This window comes from Pseudomonas baetica (assembly GCF_051216495.1).
Taxonomy (GTDB): Bacteria; Pseudomonadota; Gammaproteobacteria; order Pseudomonadales; family Pseudomonadaceae; genus Aquipseudomonas; species Aquipseudomonas baetica_B.
The window spans coordinates 14,817-35,708 of record NZ_JBPKAM010000055.1; the positions used below are offsets into that span (position 1 = coordinate 14,817).

At 60.3% G+C, this 20,892-nt stretch carries 22 protein-coding genes; 10 read left to right on the top strand and 12 right to left on the bottom strand.

Translation table 11 applies throughout. The features are described 5' to 3' along the window. The first annotated feature begins 31 nt into the window (after positions 1-31). The 3 genes from ACSFE6_RS19305 (at position 32) to ACSFE6_RS19315 (ending at position 2,529) form a co-directional block, all read left to right on the top strand. Positions 32-1,411 carry a sodium:solute symporter gene (locus tag ACSFE6_RS19305; protein WP_435429086.1) on the top strand — a complete coding sequence of 460 codons (1,380 nt, stop codon included), beginning with the start codon at positions 32-34 and terminating at the stop codon, positions 1,409-1,411. Between the two features lie 85 nt (positions 1,412-1,496). Next, positions 1,497-2,222, top strand: coding sequence for an MBL fold metallo-hydrolase (locus ACSFE6_RS19310; RefSeq protein WP_435429087.1), 726 nt, complete (start codon positions 1,497-1,499; stop codon positions 2,220-2,222). Between the two features lie 55 nt (positions 2,223-2,277). Next, on the top strand, positions 2,278-2,529 hold the full coding sequence (locus tag ACSFE6_RS19315) for an acyl carrier protein (protein WP_435429088.1): 252 nt from the start codon (positions 2,278-2,280) through the stop codon (positions 2,527-2,529). Positions 2,530-2,716: 187 nt separating this feature from the next. Here the strand turns inward: ACSFE6_RS19315 and ACSFE6_RS19320 are convergent, their stop codons facing one another. Beyond that, complete coding sequence (locus ACSFE6_RS19320) at positions 2,717-2,845, bottom strand: PA1414 family protein (protein ID WP_007914492.1); 129 nt, start codon at positions 2,843-2,845, stop codon at positions 2,717-2,719. A 139-nt stretch (positions 2,846-2,984) separates the two neighbouring features. Further along, entirely contained in the window at positions 2,985-3,878 is an 894-nt protein-coding gene (gene ptrR / locus ACSFE6_RS19325) for a putrescine utilization regulator PtrR (protein WP_435429089.1), read from the bottom strand. Between the two features lie 104 nt (positions 3,879-3,982). Between ptrR and ACSFE6_RS19330 the strand changes: the two genes are divergently transcribed. Beyond that, positions 3,983-5,164 (top strand): MFS transporter, encoded by a 1,182-nt coding sequence (locus ACSFE6_RS19330; RefSeq protein WP_435429090.1) that lies wholly within the window; start codon positions 3,983-3,985, stop codon positions 5,162-5,164. On the opposite strand, the gene ACSFE6_RS19335 is transcribed toward ACSFE6_RS19330, so the two are convergent. Together ACSFE6_RS19335 and ACSFE6_RS19340 are read right to left on the bottom strand one after the other, a co-directional pair. Further along, complete coding sequence (locus ACSFE6_RS19335; RefSeq protein ID WP_435429091.1) at positions 5,109-6,041, bottom strand: DMT family transporter; 933 nt, start codon at positions 6,039-6,041, stop codon at positions 5,109-5,111. The genes ACSFE6_RS19330 and ACSFE6_RS19335 overlap by 56 nt on opposite strands. A 233-nt stretch (positions 6,042-6,274) precedes the next feature. Continuing rightward, positions 6,275-7,111, bottom strand: a complete 837-nt coding sequence (locus ACSFE6_RS19340; RefSeq protein ID WP_435429092.1) for a CvfB family protein — start codon at positions 7,109-7,111, stop codon at positions 6,275-6,277. Positions 7,112-7,461: 350 nt separating this feature from the next. Between ACSFE6_RS19340 and ACSFE6_RS19345 the strand changes: the two genes are divergently transcribed. The 5 genes from ACSFE6_RS19345 to ACSFE6_RS19365 all read left to right on the top strand — a co-directional run bounded on the left by ACSFE6_RS19345 (position 7,462) and on the right by ACSFE6_RS19365 (position 10,909). Continuing rightward, positions 7,462-7,650, top strand: coding sequence for a hypothetical protein (locus ACSFE6_RS19345; protein WP_016702300.1), 189 nt, complete (start codon positions 7,462-7,464; stop codon positions 7,648-7,650). A 206-nt stretch (positions 7,651-7,856) separates the two neighbouring features. Beyond that, entirely contained in the window at positions 7,857-8,576 is a 720-nt protein-coding gene (locus ACSFE6_RS19350; RefSeq protein WP_435429093.1) for a TorF family putative porin, read from the top strand. A 77-nt stretch (positions 8,577-8,653) separates the two neighbouring features. Then, complete coding sequence (locus ACSFE6_RS19355) at positions 8,654-9,523, top strand: DUF6279 family lipoprotein (protein ID WP_435429094.1); 870 nt, start codon at positions 8,654-8,656, stop codon at positions 9,521-9,523. A gap of 145 nt (positions 9,524-9,668) precedes the next feature. Further along, the gene (locus tag ACSFE6_RS19360; protein ID WP_435429095.1) at positions 9,669-10,403 is read left to right on the top strand and encodes a DUF899 domain-containing protein; all 735 of its coding nucleotides are present in this window, start codon (positions 9,669-9,671) and stop codon (positions 10,401-10,403) included. Between the two features lie 230 nt (positions 10,404-10,633). Then, the gene (locus tag ACSFE6_RS19365; RefSeq protein WP_435429096.1) at positions 10,634-10,909 is read left to right on the top strand and encodes a hypothetical protein; all 276 of its coding nucleotides are present in this window, start codon (positions 10,634-10,636) and stop codon (positions 10,907-10,909) included. Positions 10,910-10,916: 7 nt separating this feature from the next. Here ACSFE6_RS19365 and ACSFE6_RS19370 read toward each other — a convergent pair whose 3' ends face one another. The 6 genes from ACSFE6_RS19370 to ACSFE6_RS19395 form a co-directional block, all read right to left on the bottom strand. After that, the gene (locus tag ACSFE6_RS19370) at positions 10,917-11,720 is read right to left on the bottom strand and encodes an IclR family transcriptional regulator (protein ID WP_433739294.1); all 804 of its coding nucleotides are present in this window, start codon (positions 11,718-11,720) and stop codon (positions 10,917-10,919) included. Between the two features lie 60 nt (positions 11,721-11,780). Next, the gene (locus ACSFE6_RS19375) at positions 11,781-13,091 is read right to left on the bottom strand and encodes an MFS transporter (protein ID WP_435429097.1); all 1,311 of its coding nucleotides are present in this window, start codon (positions 13,089-13,091) and stop codon (positions 11,781-11,783) included. A 186-nt stretch (positions 13,092-13,277) separates the two neighbouring features. Then, positions 13,278-14,426 (bottom strand): galactonate dehydratase, encoded by a 1,149-nt coding sequence (dgoD, locus tag ACSFE6_RS19380; RefSeq protein ID WP_016770960.1) that lies wholly within the window; start codon positions 14,424-14,426, stop codon positions 13,278-13,280. Between the two features lie 46 nt (positions 14,427-14,472). Continuing rightward, positions 14,473-15,093, bottom strand: a complete 621-nt coding sequence (locus tag ACSFE6_RS19385; RefSeq protein ID WP_435429098.1) for a 2-dehydro-3-deoxy-6-phosphogalactonate aldolase — start codon at positions 15,091-15,093, stop codon at positions 14,473-14,475. 19 nt (positions 15,094-15,112) lie between these two features. Next, on the bottom strand, positions 15,113-16,105 hold the full coding sequence (locus ACSFE6_RS19390) for a 2-dehydro-3-deoxygalactonokinase (RefSeq protein ID WP_435429099.1): 993 nt from the start codon (positions 16,103-16,105) through the stop codon (positions 15,113-15,115). A gap of 174 nt (positions 16,106-16,279) precedes the next feature. After that, positions 16,280-16,762, bottom strand: a complete 483-nt coding sequence (locus ACSFE6_RS19395; RefSeq protein WP_435429100.1) for an N-acetyltransferase family protein — start codon at positions 16,760-16,762, stop codon at positions 16,280-16,282. Between the two features lie 347 nt (positions 16,763-17,109). On the opposite strand from ACSFE6_RS19395, the gene ACSFE6_RS19400 reads away from it, so the two are divergent. After that, on the top strand, positions 17,110-18,312 hold the full coding sequence (locus ACSFE6_RS19400) for an MFS transporter (RefSeq protein WP_435429101.1): 1,203 nt from the start codon (positions 17,110-17,112) through the stop codon (positions 18,310-18,312). Between the two features lie 105 nt (positions 18,313-18,417). Here the strand turns inward: ACSFE6_RS19400 and ACSFE6_RS19405 are convergent, their stop codons facing one another. Together ACSFE6_RS19405 and ACSFE6_RS19410 are read right to left on the bottom strand one after the other, a co-directional pair. Next, entirely contained in the window at positions 18,418-19,347 is a 930-nt protein-coding gene (locus tag ACSFE6_RS19405; RefSeq protein ID WP_435429102.1) for a PfkB family carbohydrate kinase, read from the bottom strand. Further along, positions 19,340-20,806 carry a purine-cytosine permease family protein gene (locus tag ACSFE6_RS19410; RefSeq protein ID WP_435429103.1) on the bottom strand — a complete coding sequence of 489 codons (1,467 nt, stop codon included), beginning with the start codon at positions 20,804-20,806 and terminating at the stop codon, positions 19,340-19,342. Before ACSFE6_RS19410 ends, ACSFE6_RS19405 begins: the two co-directional genes overlap by 8 nt. Positions 20,807-20,892: the final 86 nt, after the last annotated feature.

Consider the following 20,892-nt stretch of genomic DNA (forward strand, 5'->3'; position numbering starts at 1 on the left):
CCATAAAAAAGACAATCGGAGACACGCCATCATGGCTTTGGATTTATTCGTCGTACTCATCTACGCCGCCGCGATGCTGGTACTCGGCTATTACGGCATGCGCAAGGCCAAGACCAACGAGGAGTTTTTGGTCGCCGGTCGTAACCTCGGTCCTTCCCTGTACATGGGCACCATGGCGGCCACCGTCCTGGGTGGTGCGTCCACCGTGGGCACCGTTCGCCTGGGCTATGTACACGGCATCTCCGGTTTCTGGCTCTGCGCCGCACTGGGTTGCGGGATCGTCGCGCTGAACCTGTTCCTCGCCAAACCGCTGTTGAAGCTGAAGATCTACACCGTTACCCAGGTGCTGGAAAAACGCTACAACCCGATGGCTCGTTCCGCGAGCGCCGTGATCATGCTGGCCTACGCGCTGATGATCGGCGTGGTTTCGATCCTGGCGATCGGCACCGTTCTGCAAGTACTGTTCGGCCTGCCGTTCTGGATTTCGGTACTGCTCGGTGGTGGTGTGGTGGTGGTCTACTCGGCCATCGGCGGCATGTGGTCCCTGACCCTGACCGACATCGTCCAGTTCGTCATCAAGACCGTGGGCCTGATGTTCATCCTGCTGCCAATCTGCCTGTACCGCGTCGGCGGCTGGGATGAGCTGGTGACCAAACTGCCGGAGGCAAGCTTCAGCTTCACCACCATCGGCATGGACACCATCATCACTTACTTCGTGATCTACTTCTTCGGCATCCTGATCGGCCAGGACATCTGGCAACGGGTGTTCACCGCCAAGACTGCCAAAGTCGCGCAATACGCCGGTACCGCAGCGGGCCTCTACTGCATCGTCTACGGTCTGGTCTGCGCCCTGATCGGCATGGCTGCACACGTCCTGATCCCGGATCTGGACAACGTCAACAACGCCTTCGCCGCCATCGTGAAACTGTCCCTGCCGGACGGTATCCGTGGTCTGGTCATCGCTGCTGCACTGGCCGCCATGATGTCCACCGCCAGCGCCGGCCTGTTGGCTGCGGCCACCACTCTGAGCGAAGATCTGCTGCCGAAACTGCGTGGCGGTAAAGAGTCGAGCCTGAGCCTGAACCGCCTGGTGACCCTGCTGACCGGTCTTGTCGTACTGGGTATCGCCCTGGTCGTGAACGACGTGATCAGCGCACTGACCCTGGCCTACAACCTGTTGGTCGGCGGCATGCTGATCCCGCTGATGGGTGCGATCTTCTGGAAACGCGCCACCACCGCCGGCGCCATCGCCAGCATGAGCCTGGGCTTCGCCACTGCCCTGCTGTTCATGGTCAAGGACGGTCTGGATGCCAACACCCCGATCTACTACAGCCTGGTTGCAGGTCTGGTGAGCTTCATTGTGGTGAGCCTGATGTCTCGCCGCCCGGTGGCGGTGGCCAGCGCCATCTAAGCTGAATATAACGACTTGATGCTTTCTTCGACGGGTGTGGCGTCGGTTGCCACACCCGTTTTTTTTCGCCTGGAGAAAACCCTTGATGAAGATTGTTTCCCGCGATCAGTGGTTCGAGGTAAAGCAACTCAGCGACGGCATCCGACTGATTCACGAGCCGTACATCCGCCCCTTCTACCGCTGCAATCTCTGGCATGTACAGGGTCGCGACAAAGACCTGCTGCTCGATAGCGGCTCCGGGCTGGTCAGCCTGCGTGAGCAATTGCCGTGGATCACCGAACGGCCCCTGGTGGCGGTGGCCAGCCACTGCCATTTCGACCACATTGCCGGGCATCATGAATTCGCCGAACGCCTGGTGCATCCGGCCGAAGCGCAGATCCTTGCCGCACCGGACGGCGAAAACGATTTGAGTCGGGCCTTTGTCGGCGATGACATGTTCGAGGCGCACCCCGATTGTCCATTGTGCTACGCCGAGTATCGGGTCAAGGCCGCACCGGCGACGGGCATGATCGAAGAAGGTGATGTGCTGGATCTGGGCGACCGTGTGCTGCAAGTGCTGCACACGCCGGGCCACTCGCCGGGGGGCATCAGCCTCTATGAAGCGGCAACCGAGACTCTGTTCAGTGGTGACATCATCTATGACGGCCCGCTGATCGAGGACGCCTACCACTCCAATCTCGACGACTACGCCCGCAGCCTGCAGCGCTTGCGCGCCCTGCCGATCCGCACGGTGCATGGCGGGCATTTCGGTAGTTTTTCCGGAGAGCACCTGCGTCACATGATTGACGAGTGGCAACGCTCGCACGGCTGAAGCCTGCTGTACTCAACGTCAGGGCCAACAACAATAACGCCCCTGAAGACCCCTCATGAAAAGAGCCGCCATCCGCGCCGCCGTGCATCACTACATCAGCCGCTTGCTGGAGGGTCGGGATGACTTCGACGACAACGCCAGTCTGGTGCAGTTGGGATTGGATAAAACGGATATTGAAGAGCTGATCTTCCATCTGGAAGACGAACTCGGTTTGACGGCATTTACCGCCGAGGAAGACCGGATGCTCAAGTCAGCCAGGACGGTGAATGACTTGAGTCGGTTTTTGATGGAGATTGGGCGGCATTGAAAGCATGCGCCATCAGAGCAGGTGTGCCTTTGTGGCGAGGGAGCTTGCTCCCGCTCTAGGGCGAAGCCCTCGCATAACCTGTCCAAGCGCAACAACTGAAACCGAGGTATCAAGAGGGGCTGCTTCGCAGCCCAGCGGGAGCAAGCTCCCTCGCCACAAAAAAGCACCCTCTCAACGGTTTGTTCGCTTACCGGCGACGCTGCTGGCGTCGGCGTTGTTCGTCGTCGGTACGAATGGGCACAGGTTGCAGAGGCGGTTCGATCAAACCGAGTGCGACACCCAGGTCATGCAGCCAGTTTTGGATTTTCTCTTTCATGATGCCCCCTTCAGGGTAGTGCCGAGCGACCGGAATTCTTAAGTCGCTTCGCACTGATAATAGTCCGAAGTCCCGAGCAATGCTCACCCAAAGTGGCAATGATCTGTTACTGAATCGATCACAATCGCACGGCATTAAATCACGCAATCGCCCGGGCCTGGCTTTGCGCCGACGGAAAGAGCGCCTGTTGCTCCTCGATCCACGCGTTCAGGTTGGCGCCGACCATGCCCTTGCGCCACATCAACCAGGTCGTCGCCGTGGCAAAGGGTTCAGCCAGAGGGTGCACCGCCACGCTTTCACGGCCCGGCAGGCTCGCCAACATTGACTCCGACATCAGCGCCACACCGGAGCCGGCAATCACACAGGCGAGCATCCCCGGATAGGACTCGATCTCAATGGCCCGCCCCATGGCCGCGTGATCGTGGGAAAACCAGGACTCCAGGCGCATCCGGTAAGAACAGCCCTGGCGAAACGTGAACACCGAACGCCCTTCCACGTCCCGCGCGCTCAGCACCGGCGGATGGTCGGCTTCGCTGATCAGCACCAGTCGTTCCTCGCACAGCAGCACACCATCGAGCACGGCCAGCTCCGGCGGACCGTCCACCAGTGCCGCATCGAGCCGGCCGGTGATCAATCCCTCGAACAACTCACCACTGGGCCCTGACTGCACTTGCAGGTTCACCGCCGGGTAACGCCGGTGATAACGCGCCAACAGCGCTGGCAGGTGAATGGCGGCGGTGCTGTACATGGTGCCGAGCACGAAGTCGCCGGCCGGCTGCCCGCCCTGCACAGCGGCGTGGGCTTCATCGTGCAGGGCAAACAACTTAGCGGTGTAGTCCATCAGGACTTTTCCTGCAGGCGACAACTGCAAACGCTGACGCTCGCGAACGAACAGTTCGACGCCCAACTGTTCCTCAAGCTGCTTGAGCCGGGTCGACAGATTGGACGGCACCCGATGCAGGCGTTCGGCTGCACGGGTGATGGACTCTTCCTGCGCCACCGCTTGGAAGATCCTTAACTGGCTGAATTCCACGGCATTCTCCAAACAAGAACAAGTTTCTCAATATTATTCATTTTTAAAGAAAGTCAATCGATCTTAGCCTGACGGTCATTAAAACCCGTACCGGAATCTCGACCATGTCTCCCTTGATTCGCTTGTTCGCCAGTTTTATCGCCCTGATGATGGCCATGGGCATCGGCCGTTTCGCCCTGACACCGCAATTACCGCACCTGATCAGCGAAGGTCAGATTGATCTCACCGCCGCCGGGTTCATCGCCGCCGCCAATTACCTCGGTTACTTCATCGGTGCCGTGGATGCGATGCTCTCCCGCCATCCCGCGCAAGTCCGACGCCGCCTGCTGGGCGGTTTGTGGTTGTGTGTGCTGCTGACGCTCGCCTCGTTCTGGGCTCACGGCTTTTGGTCGCACCTGATCCTGCGCTTCGGGACTGGTGTGGCCAGCGCCTGGGTGCTGGTGATGATCACCGCCCTGAGCCAGCCGTTGGCGACTGCCATGGGACGCCCACGCCTCGGTGCGCTGGTCTTTGCCGGACCAGGCCTGGGGATTTTTCTGACGGGGTTGTTGGCCTTGGGCTCGAACCTGCTGGGCCAGACGTCCGCCACCTTATGGCTGGTGTATGCCGTGGTCGCCCTGCTCATGCTGCTGGGGGTTGTGCGCATCCTGCCGCAACCGCCCGTGAGCGTAGCTGCCGCCATCAACGTCCCCCCATCGGGCAACCGGGGCATCGGCCGTTTGAGCGTGGTCTATGCGTTGTATGGCGTGGGTTACATCATCCCGGCAACATTCCTGTCGCAGATGGCCAACGCGCAGTTCGATGGCCAATGGCAAGCGGATCTGTTCTGGCCCTGCTTCGGCCTTGCGGCGGCGACCGGAGTGGTATTGGTGAGCCAGCGCCGGCAAAGCGCCCACACGACCCGTCAATGGTTGACGGCGACCTTGTGGATGCAAGCGGCCGGGGTCTTCGCCTGCCTGTTGGGCAACGCGGCGGGACTGGCCTTGGGGGTGATCCTGTGTGGCACGCCGTTCCTGGCCTGCATGCAACTGGTGATGCAGCGCTCCCGGGAACTGGCGCCCCAGGCCAGCCAGCGCAACGCAGGGCTGCTGACCGCCTGCTTCGCCGTGGGGCAGCTCAGCGGCCCGTTGCTGGCGTCATTGAGCAGTCATTTCAGTGGCGGCTTGCAACCTGCACTGGTGATTGCCGGTGTTGGCCTGCTGATCGCCGGCAGTTTGTCGCTCGCTCCGCTCAGGACTGCCCCAGCGCTTTGCGCAAACGGCGGCGCACCCACTGTTCAGCGCTGACAAAGGTGATACCCAACAGCACCAACACCGCGCCGATGACAAAATTCAGGGTCAGTTTTTCCCCCAGCAACACCACGCCGAACGTGACGCCGAACAACGGCGTCATGAACGAAAACACGGCCAGGTTTGCGGCCAGGTAACGGCGCAACAGCCAGAACCAGACCAGGTAGCTGAAGAACGACACCACCACCCCTTGGAACAGCACACTGGTCACCGTCACACTCGTCAAACTGACGTGGGTGATCTGGCCGCTGAGCAGCGCGATCAACAGCAGGCCGACGAAACCGACGATCAACTGGTAGAACAAGGTCAGGGTGACCGGCGCTTCCGACAGCCGCGAAGCCCGCACCACAACCGTCGTCGCGCCCCAGGCCGCACCGGCCAGTACGCCCAGTGCATCGCCCATCAACAGGCGGTAATCGAGGTTGTCCCAGGACATGCCACCGGCAAACGCAATGGCGATGCCGACAAAGGCGAGGAAGATTCCCAGCCATTGCACGGGCCGCAAACGCTCGCTCGGCAACAGCCAGTGCACGCCCAGCGCGGTGAAAATCGGTGCGGTATAGAGGAACACCGACATATGCGCTGCCGTGGTCAATTGCAGCCCTTCGGAAATGAAGAAGAACTCCAGACCGAACAAGGCACCGGCCAACAGGCCGCCGCGCCACGTGCTACCTACCTGATCCCAACCGCCCTTCCAGCAGATCACCCCCCCCACCAGCAACGCAGAGATACCCGAACGCCCGGCCGCCTGCATGACCGGTGCGATGTCGGGTGCCGCCCACTTGATCATGACCTGCTGAACACCCCAGACCAGGCACAACCCCAGCATCACTTGCAGGGCAAAACCATCGGTGCTACGCCGGGTGGCGCTCATTGGAAAACCTCGTTCGAACAATCCATGGCAGAGACTCGACCGTCAAAAGCAAAACCCCGACGCAGGGGCCGGGGCGAGAAAGGATGTTGGCGATTATTAACCAGAAAGACAGAAATTGTCCCTTGTAGGAGCGAGCTCGCTCGCGATGGACTTCAGAGCACCACGGGGCATCTGACAGTCCACGTGATCGTTCACCTCCATCGCGAGCAAGCTCGCTCCTACAAGGGGTGGTGTCAGGTCAATTCAATACGATCGGCATGAATAACGATCTGGCCGTTCTTGTACAACGCACCGATGGCTTTCTTGAAGTTGCCCTTGCTGACGCCAAACATGCTGCTGATCAGCGTCGGGTCGCTCTTGTCGCTGACCGGCAGGGTGCCATTGTTCTCGCGCAACTTGGCGAGGATCTTCGAGTTCAGGCTGGTGACCGCTTCCTGGCCAACCGGTTGCAGGCTCAGGCTGATCTTGCCGTCGGCACGAACTTCCTTGATGAAGCCTTTCTCTTCCTTGCCCGCGCGCATGAACTTGAAGATTTCGTTCTTGTGAATCAGGCCCCAGTGCTTGTTATTGATGATCGCCTTGAAGCCCATGTCGGTTGCTTCGGCAACCAGCAGGTCAACCTCCTGGCCCGCGGTGTAGTTGGCCGGGGTCTTGTCCAGATAGCGGTCCAGGCGGGCCGTGGCGGTGATGCGGCGGGTGTGCTTGTCGAGGTAGACATGCACCACGACATACTCGCCGGCCTTCATCTGGCGCTTTTCTTCCGAAAACGGCAGCAACAGATCCTTCGGCAGCCCCCAATCGAGGAATATGCCGATGCTGTTGACTTCAACAACTTTCAAACTGGCGAATTCACCTACTTGAACTTTCGGCTTCTCGGTAGTTGCGATAAGTTTGTCATCGCTGTCCAGATAAACAAAAACGTTTAGCCAGTCTTCATCTTCGCTGGGAATATCTTTTGGGATATAACGATTAGGCAAAAGAATTTCGCCATCCGCACCACCGTCCAGATATAAACCGAAGTTAGTGTGTTTAACCACTTGCAAACTGTTATAACGCCCGACTAAAGCCATGTCCAATACCCTCATTACGTGGGCGGCATTCTACCCGGTTTTGCGCACCGCGTTCGGTGGTCGGTCCGTTGCCGTGAGAAAATCCCGTGAAGGCCTTAATTTTCCTTGGGTTTCGCTCCAGCGATCGGCCGCTCGTCAGACCAGCCCCTCGATTTTCTTCGCTGCCCTCCGGGCACAAATCGCTGTTTTTCCAAGACACGTTTTTATTTAAAACAGCGACTTAGGGAACTCTGAAAATAATAATCAGCCCTTTATCCTACTCCTGTCGTCAATTATTCATGGGATATTTACCAAGCAAATTGCGGGCAATTCCTGTACGATGGCTGGCCAAATTAATTTTCTACAGGTTAATGGCCGCCATGCGCGTAAAAGCATCCAACAGCAAAGCAAAGCCAGCTCCAGCCGTCGAAACCAGCGAATCGATCAACGACCAGATCGCTGCGTTCCTCAAGTCCGGCGGTGAAATCCAGCAAATTGCCAAGGGCGTCAGCGGCCAGACTTTCGGCCCGTCCAAGCAGATTTCGCTGGGAAAAAAGTAAGCCCCCCTGCCTCAACTGGTCCACAAGCGCTTTGAGCTTCGAAGCGCTTGGGCTGGACTCAACGAACACCCTCGCCGCTATCCATTCAATTCCGTAAAAGTCGACGAACGGTCCCCGAATCCGGGCATTCGCGGTATCCTTGCACGCGTCTGGATCAAGCGTTTCAACAGGTTTTCAAACCTGTGATCGCAGCCAAGGAGTGACGCATGCTCAAACTTTCCTGCTCATTGTTGCTGGCTTTTACCCTGGCATGTCCGATGGCGCACGGACAGGTCTTTCAGCGCGAGCTGGGGGATTTCGATCTCAAGCTCGGCACCAGTCCCAGTCGCAGCATGGCCCAGGGCCTGGTCAAACCGTCAGCGGTGGGCTCATTCCACGGAGGCCTGGATCTGACCCATGACAGCGGCTTCTATGTTGGCCAATGGTCACCCAGCCTGGGCATCAGTCCGGGAAACAATCTGGAAATCGATTCCTACGCTGGGTTCAAACAACCTTTCGACCAAACCCTCGGCTACGAAGTGGGCGTCATCCATTACAGCTACCCCGAAGTGGACACCCTCGACAGCCAGGAGATCTTCGGCGGCCTGACCCTGCTGGGCAGCCGTTTCGGTGTCGCTTTCAGCAATGATCCGGACAAACGCAACAACACCCTATTCGCCGACCTGAGCGGCAATCAGCCGTTCGGCATCGGTATCAGCATGAAGTACACCACCCACCGGTTGAACACACCGGTGGCTGTGGACGATGGCTACGTAGGCAGTTTTACCGATTGGTCGCTGAGATTGTCCCGCCCCTTCATGGGTATCGACCTCGATCTGATCTACAGCGACTCCAGCCTCAGCGGCAGTTATTGCTCAGCCTATTCCGGGCACAACAGCCAGTGCGACGGCTTGGTGACCCTCAAGGCCGAACGCGCCTTCTATTGATCGGCTGAACTGCCGGGTTCATCCTGCGTTCACATGAGAATCAGACCCCGAAGCCAGGCTTTCGCAAGGATTCGCCCATGTCGCGCTGGTTGAAACACATCGCCTTCGTGCTCACCGTCACCCTCGCCCTCGGCGCGTGCAACCGCATGGGCCTGGCCTACCGCAACCTCGACGTGATCATCCCCTGGACGCTCAGCGATTACCTGGACATGAACGGCGAGCAAAAAGGCTGGTTCAGTTCACGCCTGAAAGAACACCTGAGCTGGCATTGCACCACGCAAATGCCCGGCTACCTCGACTGGCTGGACCGCTTGCAAACCATGATCGCGACCAATCAGGTTACCGATACCGCCCTGCAAGCCCGTACCGAAGAGGCCGAGCAGGCGATCGCCGAGACCGCCCGGGAAATCACCCCGTCAGCCATCGAGTTGCTGCAAGGACTGGATGACAAGCAGGTCGCTGAAATGAACGAGGCCTTCGCCAAGGACCAGCGCAAACGCCGGGAGCAATACCTCAAGCCAACCCTCGACCAGCAGATCAAGCAGCGCGGCGAGCGCATGGAAAAACGCCTGAATGACTGGTTAGGTCCACTCAGCCCCCCACAACAACAGCGTGTCGTCGCATGGTCCAATGCCTTGGGTGACCAGAATACCCAGTGGCTGGCCAATCGGGTCCATTGGCAGAAGCAGTTCAGTGCGGCCGTGGAGCAAAGACATGGCCCGCAATTCCCACAACGCATCGAGACACTTCTGGTGAATCGTGAGCGCCTGTGGACACCCGAGTACCGTCAGGCTTTCACCAGGACCGAAGCCCAGGCGCGTTCATTGTTCGTGGATTTGATGGCTCAGAGCACCCCACAGCAACGTGAGCGGTTGCTGACGAAAATCGAGGGTGTCAGGAAGGACTTCAGTGATTTGAAATGCCTGAAAGCGGCGAAACAGGGTTAAACGCTACACCTGTAGGTACTCTGTTCACGGTCAAGCCTTCAGCCCGGCTTTCTCTCGCGACCGACCGGCGGTATGTCGAATTGCGCAAGGGCCAAACGACTAGGCTGTGAAAGTCGCCTCCCCGCCCCTCGCAGGAGAAATCATCATGAACATTCAGAATCATCCCGTCGTATCCCGGGAAGAATGGCTCGTCGCCCGCAAACAGCACCTGGCCCACGAAAAGGCATTTACCAAGGAACGGGACAGGCTCAGCGCCGAACGCCGCGCCCTGCCCTGGGTGAAAATCGACAAGGACTACCACTTCCAGGGCCCCCACGGTGAACTGAAACTCGCCGACCTGTTCGGCGGTCGCAGCCAATTGGTTATCTACCACTTCATGTTCGCCGAAGGCTGGGACGAGGGCTGCCCCGGTTGTTCATTCCTCTCCGACCACATCGACGGTGCCAACCAGCATCTGGCCCATCACGACGTCGCCGTCGTCGCGGTTTCCCATGCACCTTACGGCGAATTCCAGGCCTTCAAGCGGCGCATGGGCTGGAAATTCGACTGGGTGTCATCGGTCGGTTGCGATTTCAACTACGACTTTGGCGTCACGGCCCGGGCCGAAGACGTTGCCGCCGGCAAGGCTACCTACAACTACGAAAAAACCGACGGCGCCGAAGAAGAACTCCCTGGGCTCAGCGTGTTTTATCGCAACGAGGCGGGGGAGATTTTCCACACTTACTCGACCTACGCCCGTGGCCTGGACCTGCTGGTCGGCGCCTACAACTACCTCGACCTGACGCCCAAGGGGCGCAATGAAGAGGAAATCATGGAGTGGGTGAGACATCACGACAAATATGAGGACGCAGAGAAATCCAGCTGCTGTCATGCCGGATAAAGGCCGCGCCACAGAACCTTTGTGGGAGCGAGCCTGCTCGCGAAGGCGTTGGATCAGTCAATATTGATGGTGACTGACCCACCGCTTTCGCGAGCAGGCTCGCTCCCACAGTAGGTTGGTGGTGTCTTTTAGCTGCTGCCGCTACCCAGCCCCATTACTGTGTCTGAACTTTTTCCATTCACCAGCCCTCAACCGGTTAACCCGCCTTACCCGGAACCGAGGCCTGACCGATGAAGACCCTGCTGAAACTCACCCTCGCCGCGACCCTCGCCTGCGCCCTGCCCGTCTGGGCCTGCACGCCGGAGGAAGCCACCGCCAAGCGCGAACAGCTGGCCAAGGAAGTCACCAAACTGACCGAGCAGAACCCGGTCAAGGCCAAGGAAATCAACGATGAGTTGCAGAAGATGGATTTGGAAACGGCCTCGAAGGATCTGCCGGACAAGTGTCAGCTGATCGATCAGCGCCTGAAAGAGTTGGGAGTGGCAGAGAAGAAAGCTGAAAGCTGACTCTCAGTTACACCTTCAGGCCAAGCTCTGCCGACAGCCGCGCTGTGACCCCTTTGATCAGGGGAATCAGCTCGGCCATTTTTTCCAGCGGCATGTAGGGCACGGTGCTGGCGATGCTGATGCCGGCGACGATGCGTTTGCTGGCATCGCGGATCGGCGCGGCCACGCAGCGGATCGACGGTTCGTTGTCTTCCAGGTCGAAGGCGTAGCCCCCGGCCACGTATTCCAGCATGCGCTGCTGGAACTGTTCCCAGGACTGCTCCGGATGCTGTGGCCAGAACTGATTTTTCCCACCGGCAGGCAGGCTGACTTCGTACAGCCGTTGCCACTCTTGCGGTGTGTCGTCGAGCATCAGCGCCTTGCCGATCCCGGTGCGCGCCAGCGGCATGCGATGGCCGACTCGTGAACGCATTTCCGGACCATTGCGCCCGGGGTTCTTGTGCAGGTACAACACCTCATCGCCTTCGCGGATCGCCAGGTGAATCGTGTCGCCGGTCAGTGCCGACAACTCATCCAGGTACGGCCCGGCCAACGTCACCAGCGGCAACTCTTCCCGCGCCTGAAACCCCAGCTCGATCAGCTTTGGCCCCAACAGATAGCCGACTTGCGGCACTACCCGCAGATAGCGCTCGTCCACCAGGCAACTGGCCAGACGATGGGTGGTGCTGCGCGTGGTGCCGATCAGCCGGGCGATTTCCTTGAGATCGCGGGCGCCGCTGGCCACAGCCTGAACCACACCCAGGCCACGAAGCAGTGTCTGGGTGCCGGTCGGTGCGGCGTCCTTGGCGATTTTTGGGGCGTCTTCCTGCATATCCAGCCTTTACCGTTGAGCGAGTGAACGGGCGGCATTATGGTCGCCCGCGTGCCACGACTACAACTTGATCCGCTCGACCTTGCCCACCAGCAATATGTAGGAAAGCGCACCGATCAACGCCAGAACCGAGATATAGGTGATCGCCGGAGCGAAGGAATCACCTGAGGCCAGGAAGCCGATGACAATCGGCGTGGCGATGGCCGACAGGTTGCCGATGAAATTGAACACTCCACCCGTCAGCCCCAGCAAACGCGCCGGCGCCAGGGTCGATACCAGCGACCAGGTGATCGACGCCAGGCCGTTGCCGAAGAAGGCCAACGCCAGGAAGGCAATCACCAGCGGTGTCGACTCAACGAAGTTGGCGCCGATGATCGAGGTGGAAATCAGCAAGCCACTGATGATCGGCAACTTGCGCGCAAACCCGACAGTGCAGCCGCGACGGATCAGGAAGTCGGAGAAAAACCCGGAGCACAGTACGCCGATGAAGGCTGCGAGAAACGGCAGCGACGCCAACAGACCGGACTTGATGAAGTCCATGCCGCGATATTTCACCAAGTAGGTCGGGAACCACGTCAGGAAAAACCACAGGGTCGAGTTGAGGCAGAACTGGCCGAGGTAGATGCCCCAGAGTTTGCGCTTGCTCAGCACGATACCCAGGTCGGTCCAGCTGAACCTGGCTTTGACCTTGGCCTGCTCCGACTGAATGTCCACCAGACCGCCACCCTCGCGGATCAGCTCGATTTCCGCATCGTTGGCGCCTTTGAAATCCCGGGGTTCGCGATACACCGCGTACCAGATCGCGGCCCAGAGAATGCCCACCGCACCAGTAGTGACGAACACCATGTGCCAGCCAAATTCATGCTGCAGCCAGGCCAGTACCGGCGTCAGAAACGCCAGGCCGACAAACTGCCCGGAGGTGTAGAAACCGATGGCCGTGGCGCGTTCGCGCTCGGGGAACCAAGTGGTCACCACGCGGCTGTTGATCGGATACGCCGGCGCTTCCAGAGCACCGACGGCCATGCGCAGAACGAACAGCGCGATGAAGCTGGCGGCGAAACCGAGCATCACCGTGGCGATCGACCACAGCAGCAGTGCAGCGGTGTACAGAATGCGCGGCGGCACCCGGTCCACCAGCCAGCCACCGGGAATCTGCATGGCGGCATAGGTCCAGCCGAACGCGGAGAAGATCAGGCCGACGTGAATCGGGTCGATGCCCAGATCGCTGGTCAGCGCCGGGGCGGCAATCGACAGGTTGCTGCGGTCCAGGTAGTTGATCACCACGGTGATGAACAGCAGGACCATGATGAAAAACCGCTTGCGGCTGGGCGTCACCAACGACGCCTGCCCGGTCAGGGTTTGCGGTTGCATGGGGGGTGCCTCTTGTTATGTTTATTGAGGTCGATATGGAACGCAGGATCTCCCTATCCATGGAGATCAAACTGTGGGAGCCAGCCTGCTGGCGATAGCGGTGTGTCAGTCACCATAAAGGCTGGATGTGCCGACCAAATCGCCAGCAGGCTGGCTCCCACAAGGGTTCAGTGGTGTGTCAGGCACTCACCACTCGGCAAAGCTGCCATCGGCGTGGCGCCAGATCGGGTTGCGCCAGCGGTGGCCGACGGCCGCGCGTTCGATCACGTACTCCTCGTTGATCTCTATGCCCAGGCCCGGGCCGTTCGGGATTTTCACGAAGCCTTGGTCGTAGTCGAACACCCGTGGGTCTTTCACGTAATCGAGCAGGTCGTTGCTCTCGTTGTAGTGAATGCCCAGGCTCTGCTCCTGGATGAACGCGTTGTAGCAGGCCGCGTCCAGTTGCAGGCACGCCGCCAGGGCAATCGGGCCCAACGGGCAATGCAGGGCCAGCGCCACATCGTAGGCTTCGGCCATGTTGGCGATCTTGCGGGTTTCGGTGATGCCACCGGCGTGGGACGCATCGGGCTGGATGATGTCGACGTAACCTTCGCTCAGCACACGCTTGAAATCCCAGCGCGAAAACAGGCGCTCGCCCAAGGCAATCGGCGTGCTGGTCAGTGGCGCCAGTTCCTTGAGCGCTTCATAGTTTTCGCTGAGCACCGGCTCTTCGATGAACATCAGTTTGTACGGGTCGAGTTCCTTCATCAGCACCTTGGCCATGGGCTTGTGCACCCGGCCATGGAAGTCGACGCCGATGCCGACGTTCGGGCCCACTGCGTCACGAACGGCGGCGACGTTGGCCAGGGCCAGGTCGACTTTTTCAAAGGTATCGAGGAACTGCAATTCTTCGGTGCCGTTCATTTTCACCGCAGTGAAACCACGGCTGACCGCTTCCTTCGCTGCACGGGCGGTATCGGCAGGACGATCGCCGCCGATCCACGAATACACGCGAATCTTGTCCCGTACCTGACCGCCCAGCAGATCGCTGACCGACACCCCCAACGCCTTGCCCTTGATGTCCCACAGGGCCTGGTCGATACCGGCCAGGGCACTCATGTGGATCGCACCACCGCGATAGAAGCCGCCGCGGTACAGCACGGTCCAGATATCCTCGATGTTGCGTGGGTCTTTGCCGATCAGGTAGTCGGACAATTCCTCGACAGCGGCGGCCACGGTGTGGGCGCGGCCTTCGACCACGGGCTCGCCCCAACCGGTGACGCCCTCGTCGGTCTCGACCTTGAGGAAGCACCAGCGCGGCGGAACGATGAAGGTGGTCAGTTTGGTGATTTTCATCTGTCGGTCTCTCTTGTTAGATGCAGCGCACGCAGCGCCAAAAGTCTTAGCGAAGGGCTTTCCAGGCAGCGACGTAGGCCTTGGCATTGGCCGCCACTTGCTCAGGGGTCATGCCCGGTTTGAACAGGCCGGAACCGAGGCCGAAACCTTTGACGCCAGCGTCGATGAACACTTGCATGTTGTCCGGAGTGATACCGCCGACCGGCGCCAAAATCGTCCCCGCCGGCAGCACCGCCAGCCAGGCTTTGACGACCGCCGGCCCCATCTGCTCGGCCGGGAACATCTTCAGCACGTCCGCACCTTCGGCCAGCGCCGCGAAGGCTTCGGTCGGCGTGGCAACACCCGGCGACAGGTACAGGCCGGCTGCTTTCGCCGCGCGCAGCACCTTGGGATCGCTGTGGGGCATGACGATCACCTGGCCGCCCGCCGCCTTCACTTGCTCGACCTGCTCCGGTGTCAGCACCGTGCCCGCACCGATCAGGCAATCGGCCGGCAAGGTACTGCGCAGGATGCGGATACTGTCGTACGGCTCGGGGGAATTGAGCGGCACTTCGATGACGCGAAATCCGGCCGCGTACAGGACTTCTCCGATGGCGGCTGCCTCTTGCGGACGCAGGCCGCGCAGGATCGCGATCAGACCGTTTTGCGCCAGTGCTTGTTTGAGCATGTCAGGGCTCCAGTCAGGTTTAACGGGATGGGGTTGCAGTAACCAGTCCGGCGGCAATCGCCAGTTGCCACAAGCCGCGTTCGGTGGCTTGCTCGGCCAGGGTCACCCGGGCAAAACCACAAGCGTCGAGGGCCCGGCTGTAACGCGTGCAAAGTTGGGAATTGCCAATCAGGATGATCGAAGGCAAATGAACGCTGTTGCGGCGGCGTCGCTGGACGTTGGCCAGGGCCGACAGTTCATGGCCGATCAGCAGGCCCGACAGGTAATCCGACTGCGCCGTGGCACTCAGTTCACCGGTCAGCCCCAGGCTACGGGCGCTGAACAGGGTCGACAGCACACCGATTTCGCCGTCCGCCGACAACGCCACCTGCACGCCGCGATCGAAGGCTTCGCCATCGAACGACCCACCACGCTGCTGGGTGCGCCCCAGAATGCTGTGTTCGCTGAGCACGGCGAAAACTTCGCCGGTCATGAAGGTATCGAAATGGACGATGCAGCCATCGCTCACTTCCACCCATTTCGAATGGCTGCCCGGCAGGCCGATCAGCAGATCGGCGCCCGCTTCGCCCGACAGGGTTTGCAGCACGCCGAGCACTTGGGTTTCTTCGCCGCGCATCACATTGGGCAGGCTCGACCGTTGAATCACCCCTGGCACGATGTGCACGTCGACGCCCCGAAGGCTGCGCACGGTTTGCAGGGAGGTGCCGAGACTGGCGACGTTCGCCGGCGTATCGCGGTAGGTCGCTTCGCGCCAGCCCTGGGCGCTGCCGACCATGCCACAGGCAATTACCGGCAGATTGGGCTGGGCGTCGAGCCAGTCGCCGCAGGCCTCATCGAAAGCCAGTTCAAAACCGTCGGTGCATTCACGACCGTCGATGATTCGCGGCGCCTTGGGCAACTGCATGATCCCCGACGACAGCGAACGCTGCTCGAGCACCTGGCCGCCTTCGGCAAGTTTGTAAGCACGTAATGAGGTTGTTCCCCAATCGAGCGCGATCAATTGCGCCTGCATCGCTTCACCTGTTCTGGTTTTTGGCAGTGAGTGAGGCGGACTATAAACCCGGACGGGTGAAAATCTCAATATATAAATACACATCCCATATTTTGGGATTAAGACAAAAAAAGATCGCAGCCTTCGGCAGCTCCCCTGTAGGCGCTGCCGAAGGCTGCGATCTTTTAAGGCCGATTAATTACCTTCGGCGAACTCGCGCAACACCTTGCCATCCATGCGATACCGAACCCACTCCTCCTGCGGCTGCGCCCCCAGGGATTTGTAGAATTCGATGGCCGGGGTATTCCACTCCAGCACGCTCCATTCGAAGCGGCCGCAGTCATTGGCGCAGGCGATCTTTGCCAGGTGGCGCAACAAGGTTTTCCCTGCACCGCCACCGCGCTGTTCCGGGGTGATGTAAAGGTCTTCGAGGTACAGGCAGTTGCTGCCCAACCAGGTGGAATAGCTGAAGAAGAACATCGCGAAACCGATCGCCACGCCATCACGCAGGCAGATCAAGCCATGGGCGGTGGCGCCTTCGCTGAACAGGCTGCGCTCGATGTCGGCCACGCTGGCGATGACTTCATGGCGTGCTCGTTCGTAGTCGGCCAATTCAGTGATGAACGCGAGAATTTGCGGGGCATCACTGGGAGTCGCCGGGCGGATTTCGATCGTCATGGACGGGCCTTGTCTGAAAATGGAAAACGCCATACTAATTCGACGCAGGACCTGTGGCGAGGGCGCTTGCTTGTGGCCTGGGAATTCATTGTGGCGAGGGGATTTATCCCCGCTGGGTTGCGCAGCAACCCCAATAACAAACAACCTGATCTTTCAGGAGATATCGGTCGCCCCTAGGGGACGGGACTGCTGCGCAGTCCAACGGGGATAAATCCCCTCGCCACAGAGGGATCTGGGTCTTTACTCCGGTCATCGCTAACCCTGGCATCGTGAACCTCGGACCTAACATTGACGCGTTGCGTGTTAGATAGATGCCCTGCGCATTTATCAGGTCAAGGAACCGCGTCATGTCTACCGCAACACCCCGTGTCTCCGGCAAATTGTTCGGCCTTTTTTGCCTGGCCAGTTACCTGCTCTCGCTGTCCTATGGTTCGACCTTTTTGCTGTCGCTGCTGATCGGTTCGCGCGGCGGTAACGAGCACGATGCCGGTACCGTGATTTCGGCGGCGATGCTCAGTACCTTTGCCGCCGTGATTGCGTCCGGTCACCTGTCCGACCTGCTGGGTGCGGCCCGTTCCGTGGCGCTGTTCGGCCTCTTGCTGGTGGCCGCCAGCCTGGGCTTTGCGATGACGCCGGGCTTCGGTCATTGGCTGCTGTTTTTCGGCCTTTTGCTGGGATTGGGTTGGGGGGTGTTCTACACCTTGGGGCCGATCATCGTGGCGAGCCTGGTCACCCCTGCACAGCGCACCAAATACTTTGCCTTGCTGTCGGGCAGCATGATGACCGGGATCGGCAGCGGCCCCTTGCTCGGTCGCGCCGCAAGTGCCTTGGGCTATCCCGTGACCGCAGCGTTTTATCTGGCCGCGCTGGCCAGCCTGATCGGCGTGGTGCTGTTCTGGCAACTGGATCGCCACTTGAAAAACGCCTCGGTGCAATCGACGGCCGTTTCACGGATTTCCTGGCGTGCGGCAACCCAGGTGCTGTCGTCCAGGGCCGTCTTCCCAATCATCATGGTCGGCCTCGGCGGCTGTGTTTTCGGAGGCCTGTCGAGTTTCCAGACCAGCTACGCCGCCGCACGCTCACTCGACTATTCGCTGTTCTTTCTTGGCTTCATGAGTGCCGCGATCAGCAGTCGCATGTTGATCGCCGGCATCGTGGTCAAGCGCGATCCATTGCGTGCATCGTGCCTGTTGTCGGGCGTGATGATGAGCTCGATCCTGATGTTAGGCTTCATGGTCGATGACGGTTTTAGTTATGTACTCGCGGCGGTGATGCTCGGGGTCGGTTACGGACTGACCTATTCGGTGATCAATGGCCTGGCCGCCAATGAAGCACCAAGCGGCACCACCGCCCAGTCCCTGCTGCTGTTCAGTCTGTCGTACTTCATCGGCGTGTTTGGCTTTCCGTTGCTGGCGGGGAAGATCATCGTCGAACACGGGATGGCGACATTGCTGCTGACCGTGCTGGCGGTTGCTTCGCTCAACTGGCTGATTACCGTGGGTCGGTTGATCTGGCGCCGGACCACGGCCAGGGCGTTGCAACACGCCTGAGTCTGTTGTCGAGAGGGCCCCTTCGCGAGCGGGCTCGCTCCCACAGGGGATTTGTGTCGTTCACAGATCCAGTGTGGGAGCGAGCCTGCTCGCGAATGCGGTTGATCAGGCGCCGAAAGTCTTGCGTATCAACTCATCCACTTCAGCTGTCCCCGGCGAAGTCGCCGGCCCCCACCGAGTCACCGCCAGTGCTGCCGCCGCATTCGCCCGGCGCGCCGCATCGAACGGCAGCAACCCTTGCGCCAATCCCGCCACAAACACCCCGGCATGGGCATCGCCGGCGCCATTGCTGTCCACCGCTTCGACCTTGAAGCCCGGCACATGCCGACGTTCTGAACCCTGACTGACCCAGCAACCCTGCGGCCCGTCGCGCACCACCATCAGCACCTTGGTCGGCAAATGTTCGGCCATTCGCTCCAGCGCTTCATCGATCTGCGACGCTCCGGTAAACCGCAGCGCCTCGACGCTGTTGCTGGTCCATAGATCGATACGCGGCAACAAGGCTTTCATCAACGGCGCATCCGGCGAATCCACCAAGGGGCCCGGATCGAACACCACCTTTACGTCGCTCGGCAGGTCCAGCACCCAGTCCACCAGCGCCTGCGCCTTGCCGACATGCAGCAGGCTGTAGCCGCTGACGCAGACGTAGTCCCCCGCCTCGGCTGCCACACTGGCCAGGTCCTGGGCAGTCAGTTCGCCCTCGGCACCGATGTAGGAGACGAAACTGCGCTCGGCCGAGGCGTCGGTGATCGCCACGCACAACCCGGTATCGCGCTCGGCGGGATGAGCGATGCCGATACGAATGCCTTCGGCCTGCATCGCAGCGCGGGCCAGATCGCCAAAACGCCCGGTACCGTGGCGGCCCAGATAGACCACCGGCAAGCCATTGCGCTGCGCGGCGGCCATCACATTGAAACCGCCACCGGCTTCGAAACTGGCCGATTGCGCCAGCACGTCGCCGCCCGCTTGGGGCAATTGGTCCACGGCCATGACCAGGTCGATGATGACCTGGCCGGTGTACAACAACTTAGGCATGAGCATTCTCAACCAGCGCGGCACGACGATCCTTCGCCCCGCCGAGTACGAAATAAAGGCCACCGGCGACGACAAAGGTCACGATCCAGCCAAGACCGTTGTGCCCCAGCCAGGAGTCGGACAGGAAGCCCTTGAACCAGACGTTTTCAGCCGTGGTGCCAATGGTGGTGAAGCTGAAACCGAGCACGATCGCCACCGCCCAGGCACCGAACGCGCGCCATTCGACGCCGCCGCGGTACCAGTAGGCGCTGCTCGGGCTGACGTCCAGCAGGTCCTTGGGGCTGTAGTAGTGACGGTGGATCAGATCGACCACGAAGATCCCGACCCACGCGGTGATCGGCACCGCCAACAGGGAAATGAAGGTGATGAACGGGCCGTAGAAGCTGTCGGCGATCAGCATGAAGTAGATGGAACCGGCGAAGATCGCGACGATGTCCACCACCACGGCGTAGACGCGCTTGACCTTCAGCCCCAGGGTCAACGTGGTCAGGCCGGCGGAGTACACCGACAGGTTATTCGACAGTAGCAAGCCACCGAAGGCGGTGATCAGGTACGGCACAGCCATCCAGGTCGGCAGCATGTCGCGGATCGCCACGATCGGGTCGGTGGCCGATGCCAGGTCGTTGTTGCCCACTGAAAGAAGGCCGCCAAGGGTGATCAACAGCACCAGCGGAATCCCCGCGCCAAAGGCCGCCGACGCCACCAGGCGCACGGCCTTGACGCTGCGGTGTTGATAGCGTGACATGTCCGCGCCGGCGTTGGCCCAACCGATCCCGGTGCCGGCCGCCATGGTGCCGATGCCAATGATCATTGCGCTCATCGGTGCAGGGGTGGCATTGAACACCGCGCTCCAGTCGATGGTGGCGCAGAGGAAACCGCCGACCAGAATGTTCAGCGCGCCGAACACATAGGTCGCCCACTTCTGGATCACCAGCAGCGTGGCGTGACCGAGGCCCGACACCGACAACGTCAGCAGCACGAAAATCGCGATGAACACCAGCGTCAGCAGCGGCGCACTTTTCGCTTCCACCGGCGAACCGAACAGGATCGAACACAGCGACAGCAGCACGAACGCAGCGGTGGTGGTGTTGACCGTTTCCCAGCCCAGACGCGACATCAGCGACACCAGGGTCGGGCCGATATTGCCGCGCACACCGAAGATCGCACGGGACAGGGTCAGGCTCGGTGCGCGACCGCGACGACCGGCAATGGAGATGATCCCGACCACCGCAAAGGAACCGGCGGCACCGAGGATGGCGACGATGATCGCCTGCCAGATCGCCAACCCGCGAAAGGCCACGAGGGTCGCACCCAGCGGCAGGCCGAGGATGGAAATGTTGGCGGCGAACCAGACCCAGAACAGTTGCAACGGATGACCATTGCACTCGGCCTCCGGCACCGGTTCGATGCCACGGGTTTCCAGTTGCCCGGCGTTCTGCCCGGCGTTCGATGAACTCATGAAAATGCTCCTGTTGCCATTCTTGTGGTTGTGGGCAAATCAGATTTTTACAGTCAGTAATGCCCCCTGTAGGAGCGAGCATGCTC

Coding starts and splice junctions, on each gene's coding strand:
- ACSFE6_RS19390 (WP_435429099.1), bottom strand. CDS start 16,105: ATGCAGGCGCAATTGATCGCGCTCGATTGGGGAACAACCTCATTACGT.
- ACSFE6_RS19315 (WP_435429088.1), top strand. CDS start 2,278: ATGAAAAGAGCCGCCATCCGCGCCGCCGTGCATCACTACATCAGCCGC.
- ACSFE6_RS19395 (WP_435429100.1), bottom strand. CDS start 16,762: ATGACGATCGAAATCCGCCCGGCGACTCCCAGTGATGCCCCGCAAATT.
- ACSFE6_RS19330 (WP_435429090.1), top strand. CDS start 3,983: ATGTCTCCCTTGATTCGCTTGTTCGCCAGTTTTATCGCCCTGATGATG.
- ACSFE6_RS19350 (WP_435429093.1), top strand. CDS start 7,857: ATGCTCAAACTTTCCTGCTCATTGTTGCTGGCTTTTACCCTGGCATGT.
- ACSFE6_RS19385 (WP_435429098.1), bottom strand. CDS start 15,093: ATGCTCAAACAAGCACTGGCGCAAAACGGTCTGATCGCGATCCTGCGC.
- ACSFE6_RS19345 (WP_016702300.1), top strand. CDS start 7,462: ATGGCCGCCATGCGCGTAAAAGCATCCAACAGCAAAGCAAAGCCAGCT.
- ACSFE6_RS19360 (WP_435429095.1), top strand. CDS start 9,669: ATGAACATTCAGAATCATCCCGTCGTATCCCGGGAAGAATGGCTCGTC.
- ACSFE6_RS19365 (WP_435429096.1), top strand. CDS start 10,634: ATGAAGACCCTGCTGAAACTCACCCTCGCCGCGACCCTCGCCTGCGCC.
- ACSFE6_RS19305 (WP_435429086.1), top strand. CDS start 32: ATGGCTTTGGATTTATTCGTCGTACTCATCTACGCCGCCGCGATGCTG.
- dgoD (WP_016770960.1), bottom strand. CDS start 14,426: ATGAAAATCACCAAACTGACCACCTTCATCGTTCCGCCGCGCTGGTGC.
- ACSFE6_RS19310 (WP_435429087.1), top strand. CDS start 1,497: ATGAAGATTGTTTCCCGCGATCAGTGGTTCGAGGTAAAGCAACTCAGC.
- ACSFE6_RS19320 (WP_007914492.1), bottom strand. CDS start 2,845: ATGAAAGAGAAAATCCAAAACTGGCTGCATGACCTGGGTGTCGCACTC.
- ACSFE6_RS19405 (WP_435429102.1), bottom strand. CDS start 19,347: ATGCCTAAGTTGTTGTACACCGGCCAGGTCATCATCGACCTGGTCATG.
- ACSFE6_RS19355 (WP_435429094.1), top strand. CDS start 8,654: ATGTCGCGCTGGTTGAAACACATCGCCTTCGTGCTCACCGTCACCCTC.
- ACSFE6_RS19340 (WP_435429092.1), bottom strand. CDS start 7,111: ATGGCTTTAGTCGGGCGTTATAACAGTTTGCAAGTGGTTAAACACACT.
- ACSFE6_RS19400 (WP_435429101.1), top strand. CDS start 17,110: ATGTCTACCGCAACACCCCGTGTCTCCGGCAAATTGTTCGGCCTTTTT.
- ACSFE6_RS19335 (WP_435429091.1), bottom strand. CDS start 6,041: ATGAGCGCCACCCGGCGTAGCACCGATGGTTTTGCCCTGCAAGTGATG.
- ACSFE6_RS19410 (WP_435429103.1), bottom strand. CDS start 20,806: ATGAGTTCATCGAACGCCGGGCAGAACGCCGGGCAACTGGAAACCCGT.
- ACSFE6_RS19370 (WP_433739294.1), bottom strand. CDS start 11,720: ATGCAGGAAGACGCCCCAAAAATCGCCAAGGACGCCGCACCGACCGGC.
- ACSFE6_RS19375 (WP_435429097.1), bottom strand. CDS start 13,091: ATGCAACCGCAAACCCTGACCGGGCAGGCGTCGTTGGTGACGCCCAGC.